23 protein-coding genes are annotated in these 23,904 nt (G+C 52.8%); all 23 read left to right on the top strand.

Annotation, left to right across the window (positions count from 1 at the left end):
* Positions 1-35: 35 nt before the first annotated feature.
* The 23 genes from fliE (at position 36) to C9I98_RS11450 (ending at position 23,894) form a co-directional block, all read left to right on the top strand.
* Positions 36-347 (top strand): flagellar hook-basal body complex protein FliE, encoded by a 312-nt coding sequence (gene fliE / locus C9I98_RS11560; protein ID WP_036821019.1) that lies wholly within the window; start codon positions 36-38, stop codon positions 345-347.
* A gap of 15 nt (positions 348-362) precedes the next feature.
* Positions 363-2,111 carry a flagellar basal-body MS-ring/collar protein FliF gene (gene fliF, locus C9I98_RS11555; protein ID WP_036821017.1) on the top strand — a complete coding sequence of 583 codons (1,749 nt, stop codon included), beginning with the start codon at positions 363-365 and terminating at the stop codon, positions 2,109-2,111.
* Complete coding sequence (fliG, locus tag C9I98_RS11550; RefSeq protein WP_036821014.1) at positions 2,104-3,144, top strand: flagellar motor switch protein FliG; 1,041 nt, start codon at positions 2,104-2,106, stop codon at positions 3,142-3,144. Before fliF ends, fliG begins: the two co-directional genes overlap by 8 nt.
* Positions 3,145-3,182: 38 nt before the next feature.
* The gene (gene fliH / locus C9I98_RS11545; RefSeq protein ID WP_036821011.1) at positions 3,183-3,986 is read left to right on the top strand and encodes a flagellar assembly protein FliH; all 804 of its coding nucleotides are present in this window, start codon (positions 3,183-3,185) and stop codon (positions 3,984-3,986) included.
* Positions 3,986-5,308, top strand: a complete 1,323-nt coding sequence (gene fliI / locus C9I98_RS11540) for a flagellar protein export ATPase FliI (protein WP_036821008.1) — start codon at positions 3,986-3,988, stop codon at positions 5,306-5,308. The genes fliH and fliI overlap by 1 nt, the downstream gene beginning before the upstream one ends.
* 44 nt (positions 5,309-5,352) lie before the next feature.
* Positions 5,353-5,802 carry a flagellar export protein FliJ gene (gene fliJ / locus C9I98_RS11535; RefSeq protein WP_107272007.1) on the top strand — a complete coding sequence of 150 codons (450 nt, stop codon included), beginning with the start codon at positions 5,353-5,355 and terminating at the stop codon, positions 5,800-5,802.
* A gap of 113 nt (positions 5,803-5,915) precedes the next feature.
* Entirely contained in the window at positions 5,916-7,793 is a 1,878-nt protein-coding gene (locus C9I98_RS11530) for a flagellar hook-length control protein FliK (protein WP_107272006.1), read from the top strand.
* Between the two features lie 47 nt (positions 7,794-7,840).
* On the top strand, positions 7,841-8,332 hold the full coding sequence (gene fliL / locus C9I98_RS11525; protein ID WP_036822908.1) for a flagellar basal body-associated protein FliL: 492 nt from the start codon (positions 7,841-7,843) through the stop codon (positions 8,330-8,332).
* A 7-nt stretch (positions 8,333-8,339) separates the two neighbouring features.
* A complete protein-coding gene (gene fliM, locus C9I98_RS11520) occupies positions 8,340-9,395 on the top strand; it encodes a flagellar motor switch protein FliM (protein WP_036822911.1) in 1,056 nt (351 codons plus the stop codon).
* 8 nt (positions 9,396-9,403) lie between these two features.
* Positions 9,404-9,799, top strand: coding sequence for a flagellar motor switch protein FliN (gene fliN, locus C9I98_RS11515; protein WP_036822914.1), 396 nt, complete (start codon positions 9,404-9,406; stop codon positions 9,797-9,799).
* An 11-nt stretch (positions 9,800-9,810) separates the two neighbouring features.
* Entirely contained in the window at positions 9,811-10,230 is a 420-nt protein-coding gene (fliO, locus tag C9I98_RS11510) for a flagellar biosynthetic protein FliO (RefSeq protein ID WP_107272005.1), read from the top strand.
* Positions 10,217-11,050 (top strand): flagellar type III secretion system pore protein FliP, encoded by an 834-nt coding sequence (gene fliP, locus C9I98_RS11505; RefSeq protein ID WP_036830964.1) that lies wholly within the window; start codon positions 10,217-10,219, stop codon positions 11,048-11,050. Before fliO ends, fliP begins: the two co-directional genes overlap by 14 nt.
* The gene (fliQ, locus tag C9I98_RS11500; protein WP_036830965.1) at positions 11,047-11,316 is read left to right on the top strand and encodes a flagellar biosynthesis protein FliQ; all 270 of its coding nucleotides are present in this window, start codon (positions 11,047-11,049) and stop codon (positions 11,314-11,316) included. Before fliP ends, fliQ begins: the two co-directional genes overlap by 4 nt.
* A 16-nt stretch (positions 11,317-11,332) precedes the next feature.
* Complete coding sequence (fliR, locus tag C9I98_RS11495; protein WP_036830967.1) at positions 11,333-12,115, top strand: flagellar biosynthetic protein FliR; 783 nt, start codon at positions 11,333-11,335, stop codon at positions 12,113-12,115.
* Positions 12,115-13,245, top strand: coding sequence for a flagellar biosynthesis protein FlhB (gene flhB / locus C9I98_RS11490; protein ID WP_036830969.1), 1,131 nt, complete (start codon positions 12,115-12,117; stop codon positions 13,243-13,245). The genes fliR and flhB overlap by 1 nt, the downstream gene beginning before the upstream one ends.
* 240 nt (positions 13,246-13,485) lie before the next feature.
* Positions 13,486-15,582, top strand: a complete 2,097-nt coding sequence (flhA, locus tag C9I98_RS11485; RefSeq protein ID WP_036830971.1) for a flagellar biosynthesis protein FlhA — start codon at positions 13,486-13,488, stop codon at positions 15,580-15,582.
* A 92-nt stretch (positions 15,583-15,674) separates the two neighbouring features.
* The gene (gene flhF, locus C9I98_RS11480; RefSeq protein ID WP_107272004.1) at positions 15,675-17,366 is read left to right on the top strand and encodes a flagellar biosynthesis GTPase FlhF; all 1,692 of its coding nucleotides are present in this window, start codon (positions 15,675-15,677) and stop codon (positions 17,364-17,366) included.
* Positions 17,359-18,246: a MinD/ParA family protein gene (locus C9I98_RS11475; protein ID WP_107272003.1), complete on the top strand. Its 888-nt coding sequence runs from the start codon at positions 17,359-17,361 to the stop codon at positions 18,244-18,246. Before flhF ends, C9I98_RS11475 begins: the two co-directional genes overlap by 8 nt.
* The gene (locus tag C9I98_RS11470; RefSeq protein WP_036827717.1) at positions 18,239-18,961 is read left to right on the top strand and encodes an RNA polymerase sigma factor FliA; all 723 of its coding nucleotides are present in this window, start codon (positions 18,239-18,241) and stop codon (positions 18,959-18,961) included. Before C9I98_RS11475 ends, C9I98_RS11470 begins: the two co-directional genes overlap by 8 nt.
* A 55-nt stretch (positions 18,962-19,016) precedes the next feature.
* Positions 19,017-19,388 carry a chemotaxis response regulator CheY gene (gene cheY, locus C9I98_RS11465; protein ID WP_036827714.1) on the top strand — a complete coding sequence of 124 codons (372 nt, stop codon included), beginning with the start codon at positions 19,017-19,019 and terminating at the stop codon, positions 19,386-19,388.
* 34 nt (positions 19,389-19,422) lie between these two features.
* On the top strand, positions 19,423-20,142 hold the full coding sequence (locus tag C9I98_RS11460; RefSeq protein ID WP_036827706.1) for a protein phosphatase CheZ: 720 nt from the start codon (positions 19,423-19,425) through the stop codon (positions 20,140-20,142).
* 9 nt (positions 20,143-20,151) lie between these two features.
* A complete protein-coding gene (locus tag C9I98_RS11455) occupies positions 20,152-22,482 on the top strand; it encodes a chemotaxis protein CheA (RefSeq protein ID WP_036827703.1) in 2,331 nt (776 codons plus the stop codon).
* A gap of 263 nt (positions 22,483-22,745) precedes the next feature.
* Positions 22,746-23,894 carry a protein-glutamate methylesterase/protein-glutamine glutaminase gene (locus tag C9I98_RS11450; RefSeq protein ID WP_036827701.1) on the top strand — a complete coding sequence of 383 codons (1,149 nt, stop codon included), beginning with the start codon at positions 22,746-22,748 and terminating at the stop codon, positions 23,892-23,894.
* Positions 23,895-23,904 lie beyond the last annotated feature (10 nt).

Genomic DNA, 23,904 nt, shown 5'->3' with positions numbered 1-23,904 from the left:
TACACTGACAATTTTTTGACAGTCTGGAGCATTAGATGAAGGTAAATGGATTACAGAATGAGCTGCAGGCAATGATGCTGGAAGCACAGAATGCGTCACGTCCTGCCACCGGGCAGCAAGTCAGCGCCGACTTCGGTGCCGTACTGGGTGATGCGATTAAATCGGTGAACGGCTTGCAGTCGCAATCGAGTGAGTTGCAGACCCGCTTTGACCAAGGCGACCGCAGTGTTTCTTTGTCAGATGTTATGATCGCCCGAAACAAGTCGAGTGTGGCTTTTGAAGCGACCGTCCAAGTACGCAATAAAATGGTCGAAGCGTACAAAGAACTAATGAATATGCCGGTTTAAGTCAGGAATTTTTGAGTGTCGGAACCATCAACCAACAATGAGCTCGCGGTGGCAGGCAATGCGCCTGCACCTGTTGTGACAGACTCTGAGCTAGAGCTGCAAAACTCGGATGTAGAAGAGAAGAGTGCCTCGCGCGTTGACAGCATGCTTGGCAACCTCGACTTATTGCGCCAAGTGATCTTGGTGCTGTCTGTTGCTATCTGCGTAGCCTTGATTGTCCTTGTTATCTCTTGGATCAAAGAGCCGGAGATGCGCCCGCTTGGCACCTATGAAACCGCTGAGTTGATCCCGATCCTCGACCATTTCGACCAGAAAAAAATTCCTTATACACTCGATGGCAATACCATCCGGGTGCCAGCCGATTCTTTTTCTTCGACCAAGCTTGAAATGACCCGCGCGGGCTTGAATAACAGTGTTGCCGAAGGTGACGATATCCTGCTGCAGGACATGGGCTTCGGTGTCTCGCAACGCCTTGAGCGTGAGCGCTTGAAACTCAGCCGCGAGCGCCAGCTGGCGCGTGCTATCGAGCAGATCCGCCAAGTGCGTAAAGCGCAAGTCTTGCTGGCAATGCCAAAGCAGAGTGTGTTTGTACGCCATAACCAGGAAGCGAGTGCAACGGTATTCCTGACGCTGGGCACCGGTGGCAGTCTGGGCCAGCAAGAAGTTGATTCGATTGTTGATATGGTGGCAACCGCTGTGCCTGGCCTTAGGCCGACCCGTGTGACGGTAACCGACCAGCATGGCCGTTTGCTGAGCTCGGGTACCGAAGATCCGAGCGCAACGGCGCGCCGTAAAGAATATGAGTTAGAGCGCAAGCAAGAGCAGGCATTAAGAGAGAAGATTGACGCTATTCTGATCCCGGTTTTGGGTCTGGGGAACTATACCTCCCAAGTGGATGTATCGATGGACTTCAGTGCCGTCGAAGAAACGCGTAAGCAATACGATCCTAATACCCCAGCCACCCGTAGTGAATACACGCTCGAAGATTACAACAACGGTAATGTAGTAGCTGGTATTCCGGGGGCATTGAGTAACCAGCCTCCGGCTGACAGCGCCATACCGCAAGATATTGCCGACTTGCAGTCTGGTGCCGGCTCGAACAACGGTTCGGTTCACCGTGAAGCAACTCGTAACTTCGAACTAGATACCACGATTCGCCACAAACGTGCCCAAACCGGCACTGTTCAGCGCCAAACTGTTTCTGTTGCCATTGACTATAAGCAAGTGGTTAACCCGGAAACCGGTGAAATTACGCGAGTGCCTGTTACCGAAGCCGAGCTGGCGAAAATTTCCCGCCTGTTGATGGGCGGTGTCGGTTTCTCGGAAGCCCGTGGTGATATGCTGGAAGTGATTTCTGTGCCATTTGCCTTGCCGGAAGAGCAAATTGTGGCCGATCTGCCAATTTGGGAGCACCCGAATTTCAGTTCGTGGGTTCGTTGGTTGGCGGCTGCGTTGGTGATTGTGGTTGTGATGTTGGTGCTGGTGCGTCCGGCCATGCGCAAGCTGCTTTACCCGAATCAGGCGGCAGATGGTACGCCGTTGGATGAGAATGGCTTGCCAGTGTTGGCCGGTGATAACGACGGCATTGATTTGATTGGCGCCGAGTTGGATGGGGCCGATACGCTCGAGTTAAGTAGCAGTAGTTTGGATTTGCCGAACCTGCATAAAGATGAAGATCTACTGAAAGCCGTCCGTGCCCTGGTGGCAAATGAACCGGATCTGGCCGCTCAGGTCGTGAAAAGTTGGGTAAACGAAGATGGCTAACGAAGTCGCAACCACAGACGAAAAAAAGTTTGATATCACCACGCTCACCGGGGCTGATAAGGCGGCAATCTTGCTGCTTAGCCTGAGCGAGCAAGATGCGGCGAGTATTATCCGCCACTTGGAGCCTAAGCAAGTTCAGCGCGTGGGTGGGGTGATGGCGGCCATGGCCGATCTGAATCAGGAAAAAGTCTCTGCGGTTCACCGCCATTTTCTTGAGGATATCCAGAAGTACACCAGCATTGGTATGGGCAGCGAAGACTTTGTCCGTAATACGCTGGTGGCGGCACTGGGCGAAGATAAGGCCAACAACCTCGTTGATCAAATTTTGATGGGGAGCGGCTCTCGTGGCTTGGACTCATTGAAGTGGATGGATCCGCGTCAGGTTGCCAGCATTATTTTGAACGAGCACCCGCAGATCCAGACCATTGTTTTGTCATACCTTGAGCCGGAACAATCGGCGGAAATCCTTGCCCAGTTCCCTGAGCGGGTTCGACTGGATCTGATGATGCGTATTGCCAACCTTGAAGAAGTTCAGCCGGCGGCACTGCATGAGCTTAACGACATCATGGAGAAACAGTTCGCGGGTCAAGCCGGTGCGCAAGCCGCGAAAATTGGCGGCCTGAAGGCTGCGGCAGAAATCATGAACTACCTAGACAACAATGTCGAAGGCTTGTTGATGGATAGCATTCGCGAGAACGATGAAGACATGGCTACCCAGATTGAAGATCTGATGTTCGTGTTCGACAACCTTGCCGAAGTCGACGATCGTGGTATCCAAACATTGCTGCGTGATGTGCCGCAAGACCTATTGCAGAAAGCCCTTAAGGGTGCCGACGATATGTTGCGCGAAAAAATCTTGCGTAATATGTCTAAGCGTGCGGCTGAAATGTTGCAAGATGATCTGGAAGCCATGGGACCAATCCGTGTCGCGGATGTGGAAGCGGCCCAGAAAGAAATCCTATCTATTGCCCGCCGCTTGGCTGACTCTGGCGAGCTGATGCTCACAGGCGGAGGCGCAGATGAGTTCCTATAAGTCCTGCCAGCAGCGTTTTTCAAGCACGGTAAATCGCCATGACAACTGAGCGTCGTCGTGGGTTTATGCGGGTAGCCGAGCATCAGGCGGAAGAGCTTGAGCGTTGGGCGTATCCGGACTATGCCGATGAGAATCCGCAAGTTACCGACAATGCACTTAACTATGATCCCCAATGGCATTCACAGCCAATGGAGGAAGAGGAAGAGCAAGGCCCTCCGCCGCTGACGGCGGCCGATCTTGAAGAGATCCGCCAATCTGCCTACGAAGAAGGGTTGGCTGAGGGACGTGAGGCCGGTCTTGTGCAAGGCTTGGAGCAGGGTACGGCACAAGGCTTAGAGCAAGGCTTGGCTCAGGGGCTTGAACAAGGCTTGGCACAAGGTCTTGAGCAAGGCCAGCAGCGTATTGACGAGCAGGTTGGTTTTTTGACTCAGTTAGTTGAGAAGATGGCCAATCCACTGCAGCAAGTCGACAGCGCAGTTGAAGAGCAAGTTATCCAAATGGTAACAAGCTTGGCCCGGGAGCTGATCCGGGTCGAAGTTCAAACTAACCCGCAGGTGATCCTCAATACCGTGCGGGAAGTGGTGGCAACACTGCCGGTTGCCGGACAGCAAATTACATTGAGCCTGCATCCGGATGATTTGGCTCTGGTCAAGGATGCTTACGGCGAGGATAACCTAGCTGAGCGCAAATGGTCGCTACAGGCTGAGCCTGCGATGAGCCGGGGCGATCTTCAGGTTCACTCTGGTGACTCAAGTGTCGACTACCAACTAGAAGAGCGCATTCGCCATCTTCTCAAGCAATTTAGCGGTATTAACAGTCAGTTGCCTGCCGGAGGCCAGTAATGGCATCGTTGGCACAGCGCCTCTCCCGCTATCAAACCCAAAATACGGCTTGCCGTCCGGTGGCGTCTGGCCGCTTGGTGCGTGTCGTTGGCTTGACCCTAGAAGCGGTCGGCTGCCGCGCGCCAGTCGGCAGCTTATGTAAAGTCGAAACCCTTAATGGCGAGATGGAAGCGGAAGTGGTTGGCTTCTCGGGCGAAACCTTATTTTTGATGCCTAGCGAGCAGCTAACCGGGGTGATGCCGGGCGCGAAGGTCACGCCTATCTTGCATGCGAGCGGTTTGCCTGTGGGTATGGAGTTGCTCGGGCGAGTGATTGACGGGGTCGGTAACCCGCTCGATGGGCTAGGGCCTATCTATACGGCTGATCGCGCGTCATTTAATGCCGAGCCGATTAACCCACTGGCAAGAAAGCCGATCAAAGAGCCGCTTGATGTTGGCTTGAAGGCAATCAATGGCCTGTTGACGGTCGGTAAAGGGCAGCGGATTGGCTTGTTTGCCGGCTCAGGTGTTGGTAAGTCGGTGACCTTGGGCATGATGACCCGGGGCACCACGGCCCAGGTGGTGGTAGTCGGCCTGATTGGTGAGCGTGGCCGAGAAGTAAAAGAATTTATTGACGAAATTTTGGGGACGGAAGGCCGCCAGCGTGCAGTCGTGGTTGCAGCCCCCGCTGATGCCTCGCCATTGATGCGTTTAAAAGGGTGCCAGACGGCACTCACCATTGCCGAGTACTTCCGGGATCAAGGCTTGGATGTGCTGCTATTGATGGATTCGCTCACCCGTTTTGCCCAAGCGCAGCGTGAGATAGCCCTTTCAGTGGGTGAGCCGCCGGCAACCAAAGGCTACCCGCCGTCGGTGTTTGCCAAGTTGCCTGCCTTGGTGGAGCGGGCCGGTAATGGCGGTGAGCACCAAGGATCTATTACGGCATTTTTTACGGTATTGACCGAAGGTGATGATCTGCAAGATCCGATAGCCGATGCCTCAAGGGCTATCCTGGATGGTCATATTGTACTTTCCCGTGAAATGGCGGATGCCGGCCATTATCCGGCGATTGATGTCGAGCGCTCTGTGAGCCGAGTGATGCCAGCGATTGTCAGCGAAGAGCACATGTTGATGTCCAAGGCGGTACGCCAAATTTTGTCGATTTGCCGCAAGAACCAGGATCTGGTTTCTATTGGTGCCTATAAGCCAGGTACTGATCAGGGGATTGATCAGGCGTTTACCTTTAAACCGAAATTGGACGGTTACCTCCAGCAGCAGATGAAGGAGTCTGTTCCTTACGAGATGTGCGTTAACATGCTGCGCTCTATTCTTAGTGGCTCGTAAAATGAATTTAGCGGCTGGTTATATCAATAAAGGAAGAAAAGCACATGGCCGATGAAGCCCTCGCATTTATTCTCGAGCGTACCCGTGACGATGAGCACAAGGCGGCATTGGCACTGAACCAAGCTCGGCTAGAGCATCAAAGCTACTTGCAACAATTGCAGCAGATTGAACAATATCGCTTGGATTATTGTAAGCAGTTGTCTGTGCGCGGGCAGGAGGGTTTGACGGCCAGCGAATATGGCCATTTGCAGAAGTTCCTCAACCAACTTGATGAAACACTGGTCAAGCAGAAGGCGGCAGGCCAGCAGTTTGAACAGCAGATCGAGCAATGCAGCGAGCATTGGAACGAAGTACGCAAGAAGCGCCGCTCGATTGAGTGGTTGCTAGATAAGAAGCAAACAGAACGACAGCAGCAACTTGATCGCCAAGAGCAAAAGTTGATGGATGAATTTGCCACCTTGCAGTTTGCCCGTCGAATGACTTCCGCCCGCTAGTGCCGGTATCTCGCGATAAAGAAGGCTATCAATGTAGCGCGAAGATGGTGTGATTCTTGCATTGCTATTGGGTAATTAATGATTAAACCAAGTGTTACTCAGCAAGGGCCCGTATGCTTTCATCCCGTTTATTGACAACAGAACCGGTATCGACCAAAGGGGCGTCGCCTGCGCCAGCTGGTCAAACAGACAAGCCTGCCAGTGCGGATGAATCCAAGCCGGGCTTTTCTGCTCAATTGCAAGGTGCGGTAAAAGACAAGGCTGCTAAAGGCAACCCAGAAGCCAAGCCTCAGGATAAGGCTCGATCTTCTGTTGACGGCGCGGCAGCAACCGCAAAAGAAAATACGGCTCAGCCAAGCAACGCTCAGTCAGCCGAGGCTAAGGCTGCAAAAGAGAGCGCCGAGGCTAATGAGAACGCTAAAAATAGCAAAGTGAGTCAGGAAGATAGCAGCACTCCCGAGCAAACCACGTCTGTTAAAACGGAAGGCAAAGCGGCAGCGGATCAGTCGCAATCAGTCCAGCCACCATCAACCCAGCCAGAGGCTGATATCGAGCTGGATACGAAGGCTAGCTCAACGGCAACAGCTCAGGCGGCCAACAGTCATACGGCTGGCGCGGATGCTGCTGCGTCAGCCAAAAATGAGAGCAACTCAGCGGCGGCGCAGGATAAGCAACAAGCCATGAGTGAAGGTGAAGAGTTGCTCAAGCGCTTGTCCGATTCGAATAGGCAGCTTCAGGCAGTTGATAGTGATGGACAAGCCAGCCAATTGCGACAAGAAGGCAACTCTTTGCCGCCGGAAGGACAAACTGTGCTGGCCGATAATGTTGCGCCGGACAAGGCGAAGGCAGAAGCGGCTATTGTGTCTAGTTTGGCACCTGATTCGTCGCCAGCTATGGTGGCAGAAGAAGGTGAAAGCACGGGACTGACTGACGAGCAGTTGGCGCAGGTGTTTGCCCAGCAAGGGGCTGGTTCGCGTCAACAGCAGGATCAAACTAAGGCTGTGGACAGTGAGCTTTCGCCTGAGCAGCACCAAGCGTTAGGTGACGATACAGCCGCCACAGCTGCTGTTGGTGGCAGTGTTGCTAACGCGGGTACAGTAAATGCAGAAAATACAGAGCTGGCAAAAAATGCCGAGCAGAGCCTGCGAGCAGCGGATAGCCAACAGGTAGGTGCCCGAAGTGCGAATAGCCAGCCCGCAACCAACGCATTGATTAATGCATCTACTGCAGGCCAAGCAGCTAGTGCGGACGCGACTACGGCACCAAATAGCTTAAATCAGCCGCAGAACCCGGCAATGGCCGCTTTTATGGGGCAAATGCAACCAACTGATAGCCAAGAAGCTGTAGACCCTGAGATGGGTAAGGCCGGTATCGAAGGTTTAGCGGCAGGGTTAGGCCAAAACCAACTTGAGCCGACTTCGGCGGGCCAAAACCACACGGGTGCAGATCAAGGTAACCAGCAATCAGCCATGACGGCGGCATCAGCCCAGTCACTGCTGCAAGCACGCACTACCGATCAGGCGCAAGCGGCAACACAGCCGCCACTGCCATTGAACAAAGAGCAGGGTGGTGAGCAGTTGGCAGAGCGGATGCAAATGATGCTGTCGAAGAACTTGAAGCATGTGGATATCCGTTTGGATCCGCCAGAGTTGGGTAAGCTGCAGATCAAGCTATCGATGAATAACGATCAAGCCTCGGTGCAGTTTACCGTGGGCAACCAGCAAACCCGCGACCTGGTTGAACAGGCGATGCCAAGGCTACGCGAATTGCTAAGCCAGCAGGGGGTGCAATTAGCCCAGACGTCGGTGCAGCAAGATAGCGGCCGTCAGTTTGCTGGTCAGCAGAACCAAGCGCAGGGTAACGGCCAACAAGGCAATGGCAGCCAGCAAGGTAGCAACGCAGGGCCTGGGGGTGACGACGACTTCCATGGCGTCGATGTGAATGAGCTTTGGGCAACCGCGCCTAAAGAGGGCGTCGATTACTATGCATAATGTTATACTGCTCCGATAAGAACATAGAGTGAAAGGAATAATTCCAAATGGCAGATGAAGAAAACGGCGGCGGAAAGAAGAAGCTGATTATTATCATCGTTGCAGCAGTCCTCTTGCTTGGCGGTTTAGGGGGCGGTGCTTGGTGGTTTTTCATGAGCGATGACAGCAGTGATCCGGAAATGGCACAAGCCCAAACGTCCACAGCGCCGGTGGCAAGTGAGCCAGCGTATTATGTCATTTTGCCCCAGCCTTTTATCTTTAATGTAACGGGTGATCAACGCGACAGGCTCGTGCAGGTCAAGGTACAGCTAATGGTGCGTGGTGATGCCAACGAGGCATCGGCCAACCAGCATATTCCATTGATTGAAAGTACCTTGTTGCAAACATTTGGCGCCGCGACCGTAGAGCAATTGAGAACGCCGACAGGGCGCATTGACCTACGTCAGCAGGCATTGTCATCGGTCCAGGATGCGATGATGAAAGTAGCCGGGCAACAAGTGGTTGAACGGGTGCTATTTACTGGTTTTGTAATGCAATAGGTTTAATGTGAGCGACTTATTAACCCAAGACGAAATTGATGCGCTGTTACATGGTGTCGATGACGTAGAAGATGAGGATGATGGCGGCCAGAGCGAATCGGGTGTCATATCATTTGATTTTTCATCGCAGGACCGGATTGTTCGTGGGCGGATGCCCACCCTTGAGCTGATCAACGAGCGCTTTGCGCGCCATATGCGGATCAGTCTGTTTAATATGCTGCGAAAAACCGCAGAGGTATCGATAAACGGGGTACAGATGCTCAAGTTTGGTGAGTATCAAAATACCCTGTATGTACCGACCAGTTTGAACATGGTGAGGTTCCGTCCTTTGAAAGGCACGGCGCTGATCACCATGGAAGCGCGCTTGGTCTTTATTTTGGTGGAGAACTTCTTCGGTGGTGATGGCCGTTTCCATGCCAAAATCGAAGGCCGGGAATTTACCCCAACCGAGCGCCGTATTGTACAAATGCTGCTGAAGCTAGTCTTTGAAGATTATCGCGAGGCATGGTCGCCGGTGATGGGGGTCGAGTTCGAATACCTTGATTCTGAGGTTAACCCGACCATGGCAAACATTGTGAGCCCGACCGAGGTGATCGTGGTGAGCTCCTTCCATATCGAAGTGGACGGCGGGGGCGGTGACTTCCATGTGGTGATGCCTTATTCCATGGTTGAGCCTATCCGCGAATTGCTGGACGCCGGTGTCCAGAGTGACAAGATGGATACCGATGTTCGCTGGAGCAAGGCATTGCGTGATGAAATCATGGATGTTCCGGTGAATATGCGCGCCAAGCTGCTCGATGTGGACTTGTCATTACGTGACTTGATGGAGTTGCAACCCGGCGATGTGATCCCGATTGATATGCCGGAAGCGGCAACGGTATTTGTGGAAGACTTGCCGACCTATCGCGCCAAGATGGGTAAATCGGGTGATAACGTCGCCCTGAAAATTACAGAGAAGCTCAAGCGACCAGACATGGTGAAAAGTGATCTGGCCTTCCTTGACCGTGACGAATTAGGCACCGCACTGTTGAATATCCACAGTGACAGCCAAGATGAAGAGTAGGTAGAAAAATGTCTCAGAATGACCAACAAATTGCGGATGACTGGGCAGCAGCCCTGGCCGAGCAGGCAACTGAGGAAAATAGCGCGCAACCCGCACCGCTGGAAGAATTGACCGACGATGCCGCGCCGTTTGGTGAAGACGAGCGCCGTAAGCTTGATACCATCATGGATATCCCGGTCACCATTTCGATGGAAGTGGGCCGTACCCAAATCAGTATCCGTAACTTACTGCAATTGAACCAAGGTTCGGTGGTTGAGCTTGACCGTGTTGCCGGTGAATCGCTGGATGTGATGGTTAACGGTACCTTGATCGCCCACGGCGAGGTGGTTGTGGTGAACGACAAGTTTGGTATTCGTCTAACCGATGTGATCAGCCAAACCGAGCGAATTAAGAAATTGCGCTAAGAATGAAACGAATGACGCTCTTTAATTGTTTTTCTAAATCAGCCTTCGGGCTGATTGTTGCGTTTGGGCTATTGCCACTACCGGCAGCTGCCGCGGCGGCGCCAGAGCTAAACATCGCAACAACATTGGCCTCCCTGGTGCTGGTGGTCACGGTGATCCTGTTCCTGGCATGGCTGCTTAAGCGGATGAAGTTTCCGGGGGTACAATCGGGTGATGCTTCGTTGCGCATATTGCGCCAATTGCCCGTTGGACAGCGTGAGCGTATCGTCCTGCTCCAAGTGGGTGACGAGCAGATGCTGGTTGGGGTAACGCAACAAAATATTTCGTTGTTAGGTAAGTTGGAACAACCAATCGCCATGGATGAGGTGTCCGGCGGGCAAGACTTTGCCAACCAGCTGGGCAAACTATTAAAAAAAGATGATAAGAAATAGTGTGATAGCCGCCCTTCTGGCGGTTTTTAGTCTGTTGTTCACATTGCCCGTGATGGCGGAAACTGAAGCCGCGAGCAGTGTGACGGTCAGCGAGATGCAAAGCGAGGGCGGGGCAACCAAAATGGTCACCGCCAAGGGCGCTGGCGGTGGGATCCCGGCATTTTCTGTCACCGTCAATCCCGATGGTACCGAAGACTACTCGATAACATTGCAAATATTGGCGCTGATGACGGCGCTGGGCTTTTTGCCCGCGATTGTCATTTTGATGACCTCGTTCACCCGGATTGTGGTGGTGATGTCGATTTTGCGCCAGGCCATGGGCCTGCAACAAACGCCGTCGAACCAGGTGATCATTGGTATCGCCATGTTCCTGACCTTTTTCATCATGTCGCCGGTGCTGGACCAGATTAATACCAATGCGGTACAGCCGTACATTAACGAAGAAATGACGGCGGTTGAGGCGTTGGAGCAAGCGCAGGAGCCGCTTCGCCAATTCATGCTCAAGCAAACACGGGTCAAAGATCTCGAAAGCTTCGTTAACATGTCGGGCTCGACCGCGACGGATCCGCAAGAAGTGTCGATGACGGTATTGATCCCTGCTTTTATCACGTCCGAGCTAAAGACCGCCTTCCAGATTGGCTTCATGCTGTTCTTGCCGTTCTTGATCATCGACTTGGTGGTGGCATCGGTCTTGATGGCCATGGGTATGATGATGCTTTCGCCGATGATTGTATCGTTGCCGTTCAAGCTGATGTTGTTCGTGTTGGTTGACGGCTGGAACCTGATCCTATCGACCTTGGCGGGGAGTTTCGGAACATGACCCCAGAAGCGTTTGTCGAGATATTCCAAGAAGCCTTGTACATGGTATTGCTGATGGTGTGTGCCATCGTCATACCGGGCTTGTTGATCGGCTTGATTGTGGCTGTCTTTCAGGCGGCCACGTCGATAAACGAACAGACGTTGAGTTTCCTCCCTCGTTTGATCGTCACCCTGCTGGCACTGATGTTCTTTGGTCATATGATGACCCAGATGCTGATGGATTATTTCTATCGCATCATCGAGCAGATCCCGCAACTGCTCTATTGAGCATGGTTTATTGCCGATGAACTTCTCTTCCGCCTTATTACTCGACTGGATTGCCAATTACTTTTGGCCGCTGACGCGCATCTCGTCGATGATGATGGTGATGACTTTCTTTGGCGCGCGCTTTGTGTCGGCCAAGATCCGCTTGTATCTTGCCGTGACCATGACGTTTGCGGTGATGCCAATTTTGCCTGCCGTCACCAAGGACATTGAACTGCTCTCTTTTGCCGGGTTCCTCACCACCGGGCAACAGGTGTTGATCGGTATCGCCATGGGGCTGGTGACCCAATTTGTGACCCAGACCTTTGTGTTATTGGGGCAGATCTTGGGTATGCAGTCGAGTATCGGTTTTGCCTCTATGGTCGACCCGGCCAACGGCCAGAATACCCCGGTATTGGGCCAGTTCTATATGATGTTGGCCGTGATGTTGTTTTTGGCCACCGATGGCCACCTCACCATGCTAAACCTGGTGGTATTGAGCTTTACGACCTTGCCGATTGGCGAGTCGATGCTGCGGCCGGTTGATTACTACCAGTTGGCCAGCTGGTTCGGCTTGATGTTCCAAATGGGCCTGAATATGGCCCTGGCGGGGATCATCGCCCTGCTGACGGTGAACCTGTCTTTTGGTGTGATGACAAGGGCGGCGCCGCAGCTGAATATTTTTTCTTTGGGCTTTTCGTTTGCCTTGCTGATAGGTCTTTTGATCAGCTGGTTCTTGGTGGCGGGGATCATGCCGCAGTATGAATACAGCTGGGAGCTGGGTTTTGGTCAGGTATGTAGTTTGATTAGGGTGGATTGCTAATGGCAGAGTCCGACGGTCAGGAACGTACCGAAGATGCCACGCCCCGAAGGCTTCAGCAGGCGCGGGAAAAGGGGCAAGTACCGCGCTCAAGAGAATTAGCTTCAGTCGCTGTGCTGGTGGCGGGTGCCGTCGGCTTGATGTGGTTTGGTGAATCACTTGGCAAGGGATTGGCCGATGTCATGACCAAGATGTTCTCGCTGACCCGCGAGGAGATCTTCGATCTCAACCGCTTGTTTGCGGTCATTTGGGCATCGATTTGGCATATCGCCTTCCCGCTGTTTTTGGTCTTGGCCTTTTTGTTTTGCGCGGCGGTACTGGGTGCGGCAGGCCTCGGGGGGATCAGCTTCTCGGTGGAAGCAGCGATGCCGAAAATGTCGAAAATGAACCCGATCAGCGGCTTTAAGAAAATGCTCGGCAAGCAGAGTATTGTTGAGCTAATCAAGTCTATTCTGAAAGTCTCGCTGGTGGCCGGGGTAGCGTTCGTACTGATGCGCGGCAACCTGGAGGATCTCTTCCAGCTGACGGTCGAAGTCTATCCGCAAAACCTGTTTCATGCGCTGGATATCTTGCTTGGTTTTGTATTGCTGATTTGCTGCTCCTTGCTGGTCGTGGTCGCCATTGATGTGCCCTACCAAATTTGGCAGCACAATGAGCAGCTTAAAATGACCAAGCAGGAAGTGAAAGACGAGTACAAGGATACCGAGGGTAAGCCTGAAGTGAAGGGGCGTATCCGCATGCTTCAGCGTGAAATGGCCCAGCGCCGGATGATGGCGGATGTCCCGCAAGCCGATGTGGTCATTACTAACCCGGAGCACTTCTCTGTGGCCTTGCGTTATGACCCTGAAAAAGATTCAGCGCCGGTTGTCGTTGCCAAAGGAACAGATTTTCTCGCGCTTAAAATCCGTGAAATTGCCAATGAACACCAAATTGATATTGTGCCCGCACCGCCGTTAGCCCGTGCGCTTTATCATACCGCAGAGCTTGAACAGCAGATCCCAGACGGCTTATTCAGTGCTGTGGCTCAGGTGTTGGCTTATATTTTCCAGCTTAAGCAATACCGTAAAGGGCGTGGCAGAAAACCGGTTCTCTCCAAGGAAGCGGTGAATATACCGAAAGATTATCAATATTAATTTCATGCCTTTCAGGTATATATGTGAATGTCAAATTATTGTCGCTTTGGCGGGAATGAATCTTGCTAATCTAGTTTCGATTTACGGGATATGGCGGTAAAATACCCATTCTTGTACCAGCCCAATATATGTTGGTTGGTATGCTTGTTTCGGCTTCTGCGACTGAATTGTCCTTATTTATATTGGCATGGATACATGCCCATGTAGTGGCGGCGCGGTGTTACTCAATAATTAGAATTAATGAAGTTATCTCTACCTTTTCTTGAAAAACTGCCTGTAGAACGGTTGAAATCCATGCCGTCGGTCGGTGCCCCTGTTATGGTACTGGCCACGTTGGCAATGGTGGTTTTGCCGATGCCGCCGTTGCTGCTCGATATGGCATTTTCATTCAATATCGCGTTAGCGCTGGTGGTATTGCTGGTAACGGTGTACACCCGTCGCCCGCTCGATTTCGCTGCTTTTCCTACCGTACTTTTGATAGCCACCTTGTTGCGCCTTGCCCTGAACGTGGCATCTACCCGCGTGGTACTGCTATATGGCCATGAAGGACCAGATGCCGCCGGCCAGGTTATCGATGCTTTTGGCTCGGTGGTGATTGGCGGTAACTACGCCGTGGGTTTGGTTGTCTTCCTGATCTTGATGATTATTAACTTCATGGTCGTTACTAAAGGTGCCGGCCGTATTTCCGAAGTGAGTGCCCGCTTTACCCTTGATGCCTTGCCGGGTAAGCAGATGGCAATCGATGCCGACTTGAATGCCGGTTTGATTGACCAAGACCAAGCACGTTTGCGCCGTTTTGAAGTGACAAAAGAAGCCGACTTCTACGGTTCAATGGATGGTGCGTCGAAATTCGTCAAGGGTGATGCCATTGCTGGTATCATGATTTTGTGTATCAACATCATCGGTGGCTTGGTCATCGGTATGAGCCAGCACGGCCTTGGCTTTGGTGAGGCAATCGAAATCTACAGCCTGCTGACCATCGGTGATGGTCTGGTAGCCCAAATACCCTCGCTATTGCTTTCAATTGGCGCGGCAATGATGGTGACGCGTCAAAATACTGACGAAGATATGGGCCAGCAAATGGCTTTCCAGATGTTCAACAACCCGCAGGCGTTGATCATCACTGGGGTCATTTTATTCGTTATGGGTATCGTACCGGGGATGCCGCACATACCGTTCCTGCTGTTGGCAGCCATGATTGGCGGTATTGCCTATTGGCGGATCAAGAAACAACAAGCTGCTGCAGTGGCAGAAGCCGAGGCACCCTCAACCGAGCTGGCCACCCAACAGCCGCAAAAAGAGCTGTCTTGGGACGATGTTCAGCCGGTTGATATCATCGGTCTGGAAGTTGGCTACCGCTTGATCCCGATGGTGGATAAAGAACAGGGTGGCGAGTTGCTTGAGCGAGTTAAAGGTGTTCGTAAGAAACTGTCGCAAGATTTCGGTTTTCTTATCCCCCCTGTTCACATTCGTGACAACTTGGAATTGCCGCCCAATACCTACCGTATTAGTTTAATGGGGGTTGCCTGCGGCGAAGCCAATATTCACCCGAATATGGAGCTGGCCATCAACCCTGGGCAGGTGTTCGGCACCATTGATGGTGAAGCGACCACCGATCCGGCATTTGGCCTTGAGGCGGTTTGGATCATGGAGTCGCAGCGCGAGCATGCGCAGGCGTTGGGCTATACCGTGGTGGACTCGGCAACCGTACTGGCGACCCATTTAAGCCAGATACTGACCAATTGTGCGTCTCAGCTACTTGGCCACGAAGAAGTGCAGAACCTACTTGAGATGCTGGGCCAGAACACACCGAAGTTGGTGGAGGGTTTTGTGCCTGATCAGCTATCGCTTGGCGTGGTCGTTAAAGTGCTGCAGAACTTGCTGCATGAAGGGATCCCTATCCGGGATATCCGTACCATTGTTCAGACCTTGTCTGAATACTCGAGTAAGAGTCAAGATCCTGACATCCTCACTGCCGCAGTACGAATCGGCTTGAAACGACTTATTTGTCAGGAAATCAATGGTATAGAGCCAGAGCTGCCAGTGATTACATTGGTGCCTGAGTTGGAACAAATATTGCATAAGACTATGCAGTCCGCCGGTGGTGAATCGACAGGTATCGAACCTGGTTTGGCCGAGCGCCTGCAGCGTTCACTGACTGAGGCAACCCAGCAGCAAGAGTTGAAAGGCGAGCCTGCGGTCTTGTTGACCTCGGGTGTACTGCGCTCGACGCTGGCGAAATTTGTTAAGAATACTATCCCGTCGTTACGTGTGTTGTCTTATCAGGAAGTGCCTGATGAAAAGCAGATACGCATCGTGAATGCGGTGGGGAACTAAGAGTGACATCGCTAACTAGCGCGTGGCAATGAAGGACAGTGGCTTTGTGGGGCTGATGCCGAAGCAATAGCGGATGAAACGGGAATATAGCATTGAAGATTAAACGTTTTTTTGCAAAAGATATGCGAACAGCCCTGAGCCAGGTCAAGGAAGAACTGGGTGCAGACGCGGTGATCATGTCGAATAAGAAAGTGACCGGTGGCGTCGAGATTGTTGCCGCGGTCGATACCGATGTGGCCAATGAGCCGCCAGCGGCACCACAGGCACGCGACGCCTTGGCTGAGCGCCTAGGTCAGGCAAAGCGCAAGCTTGCCGATGATAGGGTGCAACTGCAAAAACCTGCCGTTAGCCGCTTTGCCAACGTATTGCAAAACTATACCGGTAAAGACGCTGGTAAAGGCACTGGCCAGCATGAGTCGTCCGAGCAGCCAGAAACCGAGGTTGACTCACTTTCGGCATTGCTTAAGCGCCAATCGAAGCACCATGGTGACAACCATCAAGGCTACGATCGCGAACCTGCGCGCGGTAGCCAGCGTGAGCAGCAATCATCGCGCAACAATAACTACGGCCGAGATGGGCTCTTTGGCGGTCAGCGAGACGGCGGCGCTTCCCGTCACGAACCACGCCGCGACTTGCGCCAAGAACCGTCTAGAAGCCAAATGGGGCGCCAGCCTCAGCACTCTCTGGATGTGGGTGATTACCGCCGTCCGTCAGTACAAAAGCCAGAGCCGCTGGGCCAAGATCGCAGCCATGGCGGGTTTGGCAGCCGTAAACCAGAACCAAACCGCGGTGGCAACCGCTTGGATCCAAGCCGTTACGATGCCAAGGCCAGCCAGTACAGCAACGATGAAATCGATGCGATGCGCAATGAAATGGCATCCATTCGCCGCCTGCTGGAGCATCAGGTTTCGGGCCTGATGTGGCAGGAAGTCGAACGTCGAGAGCCAATGCGGGCGATGATGATCAAGCGCTTGGAAAAAATGGGCTTATCGCCTGAACTTGCCGATCAGCTGGCTTGCTATATTCCTGAAGACGTGCCGAGCAACGAGGCGTGGCCGGCATTGCTTGATTTGCTAGCCGACCAGCTGATCACGACTGAAGACTGCATTTTGGAAACCGGTGGTGTGGTTGCCCTGCTTGGCCCAACCGGCGTGGGTAAAACCACCACTATCGCCAAGCTTGCCGCCCGTGCCGCGATGGACTTTGGCCCGGATCAAATTGCCTTGGTCACCACGGACACCTTCCGTATTGGTGCCCATGAACAGCTGGCGACTTATGGCCGAATTATGGGTTGTCCGGTAAGAGTTGCTAAAGATGCGGAAGAGCTTGCCGATATACTTCACCAGTTAAGGCATCGTCGCCTAGTGTTGCTCGATACCGCAGGGATGGGTCAGCGCGATATTCGCCTGTCTGAGCAGCTAGATACCCTGATGCAAAACAGTGGTTCGCAGATTAGAAGCTTCTTGGTGCTACCGGCGACGGCACAGCGCCGGGTATTGCATGAAACCATTGAGCACTTCCGCCGTATTCCGTTATCGGGCTGCGTGCTGACCAAGCTTGATGAATCATTGAGCTTGGGCGAGGTGATTTGCGTATCGATACAGCATGCCTTGCCCATTGCGTATTTGGCCGATGGGCAGCGCGTACCGGAAGATATTAAGGTCGCCACGGGTAACTACCTAGTTGCACGGGCAAATGAATTATTAGAACAAGAGTTGAGCCAGCAATCCCATTTCTGGAGCAGTGACAGCTCGGAGAACCAGGCGGCAGACTTCTATGATTGAGAATAGCATGTACGATCAAGCAAGCGGCTTGCGCCGTATGACACAACTAACCTCGACCAAAGTCATTACTGTAACCGGCGGTAAAGGCGGGGTAGGTAAAACCAACGTAACCTTGAACATGGCAATTTCCATGGCGCGTCAAGGCAAGCGGGTGATGGTGCTGGATGCTGATCTTGGTTTGGCGAACGTCGATGTGATGCTGGGCTTGCGTGCTGGCCGAAACCTGTCACATGTACTGGCCGGGATGTGCGACCTTAAGGACATCATTGTCGAAGGCCCGTACGGGGTGAAAATTGTCCCTGCGTCATCGGGTACCCAGACAATGGCTGAGCTGACGGCAGCACAACACATGGGGCTTATCCGAGCATTTAGCAGCCTCGAAGAAGAAATCGATGTGCTATTGGTTGATACGGCAGCGGGTATCTCCGACATGGTGCTGAGCTTCTCCCGTGCTGCCCAGGATGTCTTGGTGGTGGTGTGCGACGAGCCAACCTCTATCACCGATGCTTACGCGCTGATCAAAATCCTCAGCCGCGAGTACGATGTCCAGCGCTTCAAGATTGTCGCGAACATGGTGCGTAGCTACCGTGAAGGCCGAGATTTGTTCGCCAAGTTGACCCGGGTAACGGAGCGTTTTCTTGATGCCAACCTTGAGCTGGTGGCATGTGTGCCGCTAGACGATCGGGTTCGCCAATCGGTTAAGCGCCAGAAGATCGTGGTTGAAGCCTTCCCGCGCAGCCCGGCAGCATTGGCGTTAACCTCGCTGGCAAACAAGGCCATGACTTGGCCGGTGCCGACCAGCGCAGGCGGCCACCTCGAGTTCTTCGTCGAGAAACTACTGGTGAAGCGCGAACCGAGAGAGGCTCCAATTGGTGAATAAGGCTCTGACATACGGGCAATATCAGCAAAGTCCGCAGGCCTTTATTGAACGATACTCATCTTTGGTAAAGCGCATTGCCCATCATTTGATGGGGCGGCTTCCGCCTAATATTCTCCTTGAAGATTTGATCCAGGCAGGCATGATTGGCCTGCTTGAAGCTCAACAAAATTATGATCCGAGTAAAGGGGCGAGTTTCGAGACCTTTGCCGGGATCCGTATACGCGGTGCCATGCTCGATGATATTCGTCGCGGCGACTGGGTACCGCGTTCAGTCTACAAGAACAGCCGCCGTATCACAGAAGCGATTTCGTTGCTTGAAGGTGAGTTGGGGCGAGACCCTAACGATCAGGAAATCGCTACACATCTCGAAATGACACTCGAACAGTACCATCAAGCCTTAAATGATGTTAATTGTGGTCGATTAGTAGGTATGGAAGATCTAGGTGTGTCTGAGGATGCGGTAGCAAGTGAAGAATCACTAGAAGAAAATCTTCCATTTCAGGGGGTTGTAGATGATAATTTCCGTCATTCATTAGCGGATGCCATCAAGACCCTGCCTGAAAGAGAGGCTTTGGTTCTATCTCTGTACTATGACGAGGAATTAAACCTCAAGGAGATAGGTGCTGTGATCGGGGTCAGTGAATCCCGAATTTGCCAGATTCATAGTCAGGCGATGCAACGTTTGCGGTCGAAGCTCAAAGCTTGGACTGTGTAATACCCATTAGATTAAGAACACTGGGACCTCAGTGGAGGCAACTTTGAATAAAAACATGAAAATCCTCATTGTTGATGACTTCTCAACAATGCGCCGTATCGTCAAGAACTTGCTACGTGACCTGGGTTTTAACAACACTCAGGAGGCGGATGATGGATTAACTGCCCTTCCAATGTTAAAGAAAGGCGGCTTTGATTTTGTCGTGACTGACTGGAACATGCCTGGCATGCAGGGCATCGATCTGCTCAAGCACATCCGTGCCGATGCGGATCTGAAGCACCTTCCGGTACTGATGATCACGGCAGAAGCGAAGCGTGAGCAGATCATCGAAGCGGCACAAGCTGGTGTGAATGGCTACATCGTTAAGCCATTTACTGCTGCGACCTTGAAAGAAAAGCTAGATAAGATTTTCGAGCGCATGCAGTAATTGCCAGTTTGGCGCTAAAAGGATTATTACAATAATGATTTCACTTGATCAGGCAAAACAGCTTGTTGATCTACTTGAAAATGATAAGCAGGCTGAAGCAGACGCCTTGGTACAAAGTCTTGTTGCAGACAGCCGAGACCCTGTTTACGCCGAAGTAGGTAAGCTGACCCGTCAGCTACATGATTCGCTGGTAAATTTCCGCCTTGATCCTCGTATTAATGATTTAGCGAAAACTGAAATCCCCGATGCCCGCGACCGTTTGTCATATGTCATTGATAAAACGGAAGCTGCAGCAAACAAAACCATGGACGCAGTTGATAGTATTCAACCATTGGCCGACAGGTTAGGGGACACCTTGCAGCAAGTACATCCGAGATGGAAGCGATTGATGGGCGGGCAGATTGCCCTTGCCGAGTTCAAGTCGCTTTGTCACGACATCGATCACCTTCTTGACCAAGTTGAAGGTGACAGCACTGTGCTACGCAGCCAACTCACTGAAATCCTCATGGCACAAGATTTCCAAGATTTGACCGGGCAGATCATCCGCCGGGTTATCGAACTTGTGCATGAAGTAGAAGATCAACTGGTTGAAATCCTAAAAGCATTCGGCATGGATCAGGAAGACAGAACTGAAGAGTTGCGCGAAGAACGCGTATTGTCGCCTGAAGGACCGATTGTGAATAGCGAAGTGCGCGAAGATGTGATGTCCACCCAGGATGATGTCGACGACTTGCTGTCGAGTCTTGGATTTTAGGGGAATTATATGAGCTTTGATTTAGACGAAGATATCCTGCAGGACTTTTTGATCGAGGCAGGAGAGATTCTTGAGTTGCTTTCGGAGCAGCTGGTAGAGCTTGAGCGTAGCCCTGAAGACTCAGAGTTGCTCAATGCCATTTTCCGTGGCTTCCACACCGTAAAAGGTGGTGCAGGTTTCCTTTCTCTCACCGAGCTGGTTGACGCTTGCCACGGTGCAGAAAACATTTTCGACCTGCTAAGAACCGGCAAACGCGCAGTCACGCCAGAGCTAATGGATGTGATCCTAGAAGCTTTGGATACCATTAACGTGATGTTTGGCCAAGTTCAGGACCGTGAACCTGTTGACCCCGCCGAGCAAAGCTTGCTGGATGCGCTTCACCGCTTTAGCCAGCCGCCAACAGCCGAAGAATTGGCACAGGCTGCTGCGCCAGAAGCGCCAGTTGCCCCTGTTGTTGAGCCAGTTGCCTCACCGGTTGTTGAAGCGCCGGCACCCCAGCAACCTGCGCCGGAGGTGGCGCCACAGCCATCGGCGGCCATTGCGGGTGATGCCATCGACGATATCACTCAAGATGAATTCGATCGTCTACTTGATGAGCTTCATGGCGTTGGCAATGGGCCATCGGCCTCTGCTGAGCCTGTTGCCACCCCAGCCCCAGAAGCGCCAGTACCGGCTGGTGGCGTTGTGAGCCAAATCCAATCGGAAACTGGCGACATCACCGATGATGAATTCGAGCGCTTGCTGGATGAGCTGCATGGCGCGGGTAAAGGGCCAGGCAACAGTGAGCTTGCTCCGCCAGCATCAACAACGCCAGCTTCAACCGTTACACCAGTAGCTGCTCCGGCTGAACCTGTATCGAGCGTACCGGCTGATACCGGCGCAACCAACGACGACGATGACATCATGACAGATGATGAATTCGAACGTCTGCTTGACGAACTGCATGGCAGCGGCAAAGGCCCGTCGGCAGAAGAGCTGGATTTCGCCACCAAGCCTGTGGCAGATATGCTGGATGAGGTCAATGCATTTGCCGAGTCTGTGGTTGCCCAAGCACAGCCACAAGTCAGCCAGCCAGTATCTGAACCGGTTGTTGCAGCCCCTGCACCAGTGGCAGCGAAGCCAGCGCCGGAGCGCAAGGCAAAGCCTGCTGCGGCAAAAGAGAAAGGCAAACCGGCAGAGGCAACAGTTCGTGTTGATACCTCGACGCTGGATACCATCATGAACATGGTGGGCGAGCTGGTATTGGTTCGCAATCGCTTGGTTAGCCTTGGCCTAAATAGCAACGACGAAGAAATGTCGAAGGCGGTGGCCAACCTTGATGTGGTAACGGCTGATCTGCAAGGCGCGGTGATGAAAACCCGCATGCAGCCAATCAAGAAGGTGTTTGGCCGTTTCCCGCGTGTTGTTCGTGATTTGGCGCGTAACCTGAAAAAAGAAATCGTGCTGGAAATGCGCGGCGAAGAAACCGATCTCGACAAGAACTTGGTTGAGGCACTGGCCGATCCGTTGATCCACCTGGTGCGCAACTCGGTTGACCACGGGATCGAAATGCCGGATGTGCGCGAGAAGGCGGGCAAGCCTCGTATTGGTACCGTGATGCTATCGGCTTCGCAAGAAGGTGATCATATCTTGCTGTCGATTGAAGACGATGGCGGCGGTATGGATCCGGACAAGCTGCGCGGCATTGCGGTTGACCGTGGTGTGATGGACGCCGATGCGGCTTCGCGATTGACGGACAGCGAATGCTATAACCTGATTTTTGCCCCTGGCTTCTCGACCAAAAAAGAGATCTCCGATATTTCTGGTCGCGGTGTCGGCATGGACGTGGTGAAAACCGGCATTAGCCAGTTGAACGGCTCAATCAGTATCGATTCCGCACTGGGCAAGGGCACCCGTATTGATATCAAGGTGCCGCTGACATTGGCGATTCTGCCAACCCTGATGGTGGGCGTTGCCGAGCAGCCGTTTGCCTTGCCGCTAGCCAGCGTGAACGAGATCTTCCACTTGGATTTGCGCAAGACCAACACGGTTGATGGCCAGTTGACGATAGTGGTTCGTGACAAGGCGATCCCACTGTTCTACTTGCAAGATTGGTTATCGAATGTCGGTATTCCAAAGCGCGAGCGTGAGCACGGCCACGTGGTCATTGTCCAGATTGGTCACCAGCGTATTGGCTTTGTGGTCGATACCCTGATTGGTCAGGAAGAAGTGGTTATCAAGCCGCTCGATGATTTACTGCAAGGTACGCCGGGCATGGCGGGTGCAACCATCACCAGTGATGGTCACATTGCCCTGATTTTGGATGTACCAAATTTGCTGAAACATTATGCGGGGCGCTAATGCCCCCACTTAAGCCCTAGAGGCTTGAAAATATAACTAAAAATAAAAACGAATGGGCTTAATGGCTGCGCTGTCGAGGCGGAGCCATTAAGTCGTCATTGGGCGCTATCGCTCTAGGCTTTGCTTAATAGGAATAGGCCTTGCTAAACAGATTTTGCTCGATAGGTCTTGCAAAATAATCTTGCTCAATTCGTCTTGCTCTATATCAGCAGTATCAGCGAGAAAATGGCTAGGGCAAACTCATAACGGGATGAAAAGTTAACATGGCTGTAAAAGTATTGGTGGTGGATGATTCAAGCTTTTTCCGCCGTCGAGTAAGTGAAATTATTAACGCAGACCCGCGCTTGGAAGTCGTGGGTAATGCTGTCAACGGTAAAGAGGCGGTTGAGATGACCAAGCGCCTTCAGCCTGACGTGATCACCATGGACATTGAAATGCCGGTTATGGACGGTATTACCGCCGTGCGTGAAATCATGCAGGCGGCACCAACACCGATTTTGATGTTCTCTTCATTGACCCATGAAGGGGCAAAAGCCACGCTTGATGCACTGGATGCCGGGGCGTTGGACTTCCTACCGAAGAAGTTTGAAGATATTGCTCGTAACCGTGAAGAGGCGGTGGGGCTGCTGCAAAAACGCGTGAATGAATTGTCGCGCAAGCGTGTCTTTATGCGCCGCCCGTTGCGAACGGCGGCATCGGCTCAGGCTGCAGCATCGGCAACGGGCCGTGATACTGCACGCCCGCTGTCATCGGCTCGACCTGCAGCGACGGCGACCCGCCAGCCAGTCCGTACTGCGCCTGCGAAAACCCCTGTGCGCTTTAAGGCGTCGGGGAAAAAATACCAGCTAGTGGCGATTGGCACTTCAACCGGCGGCCCGGTTGCCCTACAGAAAGTCCTGACCAAGCTTCCGGCCAACTTCCCTTATCCGATTGTGCTTATCCAGCATATGCCGGCGACCTTCACTGCGGCATTTGCCTCGCGCTTGAACAACCTTTGTAAGATCGGCGTGAAGGAAGCCGAGGATGGCGATGTGCTCAAGCCGGGCATGGCCTACCTAGCCCCAGGCGGCAAGCAAATGATGGTTGATGGCCGAGCTGGCTCGTCACGCTTGCGTATTTTAGATGGCGGCGATCGCATGAATTACAAGCCGTGTGTGGATGTTACCTTCGGCTCGGCAGCCAAGGTTTACCATGACAAAGTATTGTCGATGGTATTAACCGGCATGGGTGCCGATGGCCGGGAAGGGGCGCGGATGTTGAAAAGCAATGGCTCCACGGTATGGGCGCAAGACGAAGAAAGCTGCGTGGTTTACGGGATGCCGCAAGCGGTGGCTAAGGCGGGCATTTCAACCGAAGACTTGCCTTTAGATCGTATCGCCGAGCGTATCTTGGTCGAAGTTGGTTTGGCTTAGGGAGCCCACT

Source organism: Photobacterium sanctipauli, assembly GCF_003026495.1.
In the GTDB taxonomy this organism is placed as follows: domain Bacteria; phylum Pseudomonadota; class Gammaproteobacteria; order Enterobacterales; family Vibrionaceae; genus Photobacterium; species Photobacterium sanctipauli.
This window is presented reverse-complemented; position numbering and strand designations above follow the sequence as displayed.

Excerpts from the sequence above, each read along its gene's own strand:
- fliE (WP_036821019.1), top strand. The coding sequence starts at position 36 with ATGAAGGTAAATGGATTACAGAATGAGCTGCAGGCAATGATGCTGGAA.
- fliG (WP_036821014.1), top strand. The coding sequence starts at position 2,104 with ATGGCTAACGAAGTCGCAACCACAGACGAAAAAAAGTTTGATATCACC.
- fliH (WP_036821011.1), top strand. The coding sequence starts at position 3,183 with ATGACAACTGAGCGTCGTCGTGGGTTTATGCGGGTAGCCGAGCATCAG.
- fliI (WP_036821008.1), top strand. The coding sequence starts at position 3,986 with ATGGCATCGTTGGCACAGCGCCTCTCCCGCTATCAAACCCAAAATACG.
- fliJ (WP_107272007.1), top strand. The coding sequence starts at position 5,353 with ATGGCCGATGAAGCCCTCGCATTTATTCTCGAGCGTACCCGTGACGAT.
- C9I98_RS11530 (WP_107272006.1), top strand. The coding sequence starts at position 5,916 with ATGCTTTCATCCCGTTTATTGACAACAGAACCGGTATCGACCAAAGGG.
- fliL (WP_036822908.1), top strand. The coding sequence starts at position 7,841 with ATGGCAGATGAAGAAAACGGCGGCGGAAAGAAGAAGCTGATTATTATC.
- fliN (WP_036822914.1), top strand. The coding sequence starts at position 9,404 with ATGTCTCAGAATGACCAACAAATTGCGGATGACTGGGCAGCAGCCCTG.
- fliO (WP_107272005.1), top strand. The coding sequence starts at position 9,811 with ATGACGCTCTTTAATTGTTTTTCTAAATCAGCCTTCGGGCTGATTGTT.
- fliP (WP_036830964.1), top strand. The coding sequence starts at position 10,217 with ATGATAAGAAATAGTGTGATAGCCGCCCTTCTGGCGGTTTTTAGTCTG.
- fliQ (WP_036830965.1), top strand. The coding sequence starts at position 11,047 with ATGACCCCAGAAGCGTTTGTCGAGATATTCCAAGAAGCCTTGTACATG.
- fliR (WP_036830967.1), top strand. The coding sequence starts at position 11,333 with ATGAACTTCTCTTCCGCCTTATTACTCGACTGGATTGCCAATTACTTT.
- flhB (WP_036830969.1), top strand. The coding sequence starts at position 12,115 with ATGGCAGAGTCCGACGGTCAGGAACGTACCGAAGATGCCACGCCCCGA.
- flhA (WP_036830971.1), top strand. The coding sequence starts at position 13,486 with ATGAAGTTATCTCTACCTTTTCTTGAAAAACTGCCTGTAGAACGGTTG.
- C9I98_RS11475 (WP_107272003.1), top strand. The coding sequence starts at position 17,359 with ATGATTGAGAATAGCATGTACGATCAAGCAAGCGGCTTGCGCCGTATG.
- cheY (WP_036827714.1), top strand. The coding sequence starts at position 19,017 with ATGAAAATCCTCATTGTTGATGACTTCTCAACAATGCGCCGTATCGTC.
- C9I98_RS11460 (WP_036827706.1), top strand. The coding sequence starts at position 19,423 with ATGATTTCACTTGATCAGGCAAAACAGCTTGTTGATCTACTTGAAAAT.
- C9I98_RS11455 (WP_036827703.1), top strand. The coding sequence starts at position 20,152 with ATGAGCTTTGATTTAGACGAAGATATCCTGCAGGACTTTTTGATCGAG.
- C9I98_RS11450 (WP_036827701.1), top strand. The coding sequence starts at position 22,746 with ATGGCTGTAAAAGTATTGGTGGTGGATGATTCAAGCTTTTTCCGCCGT.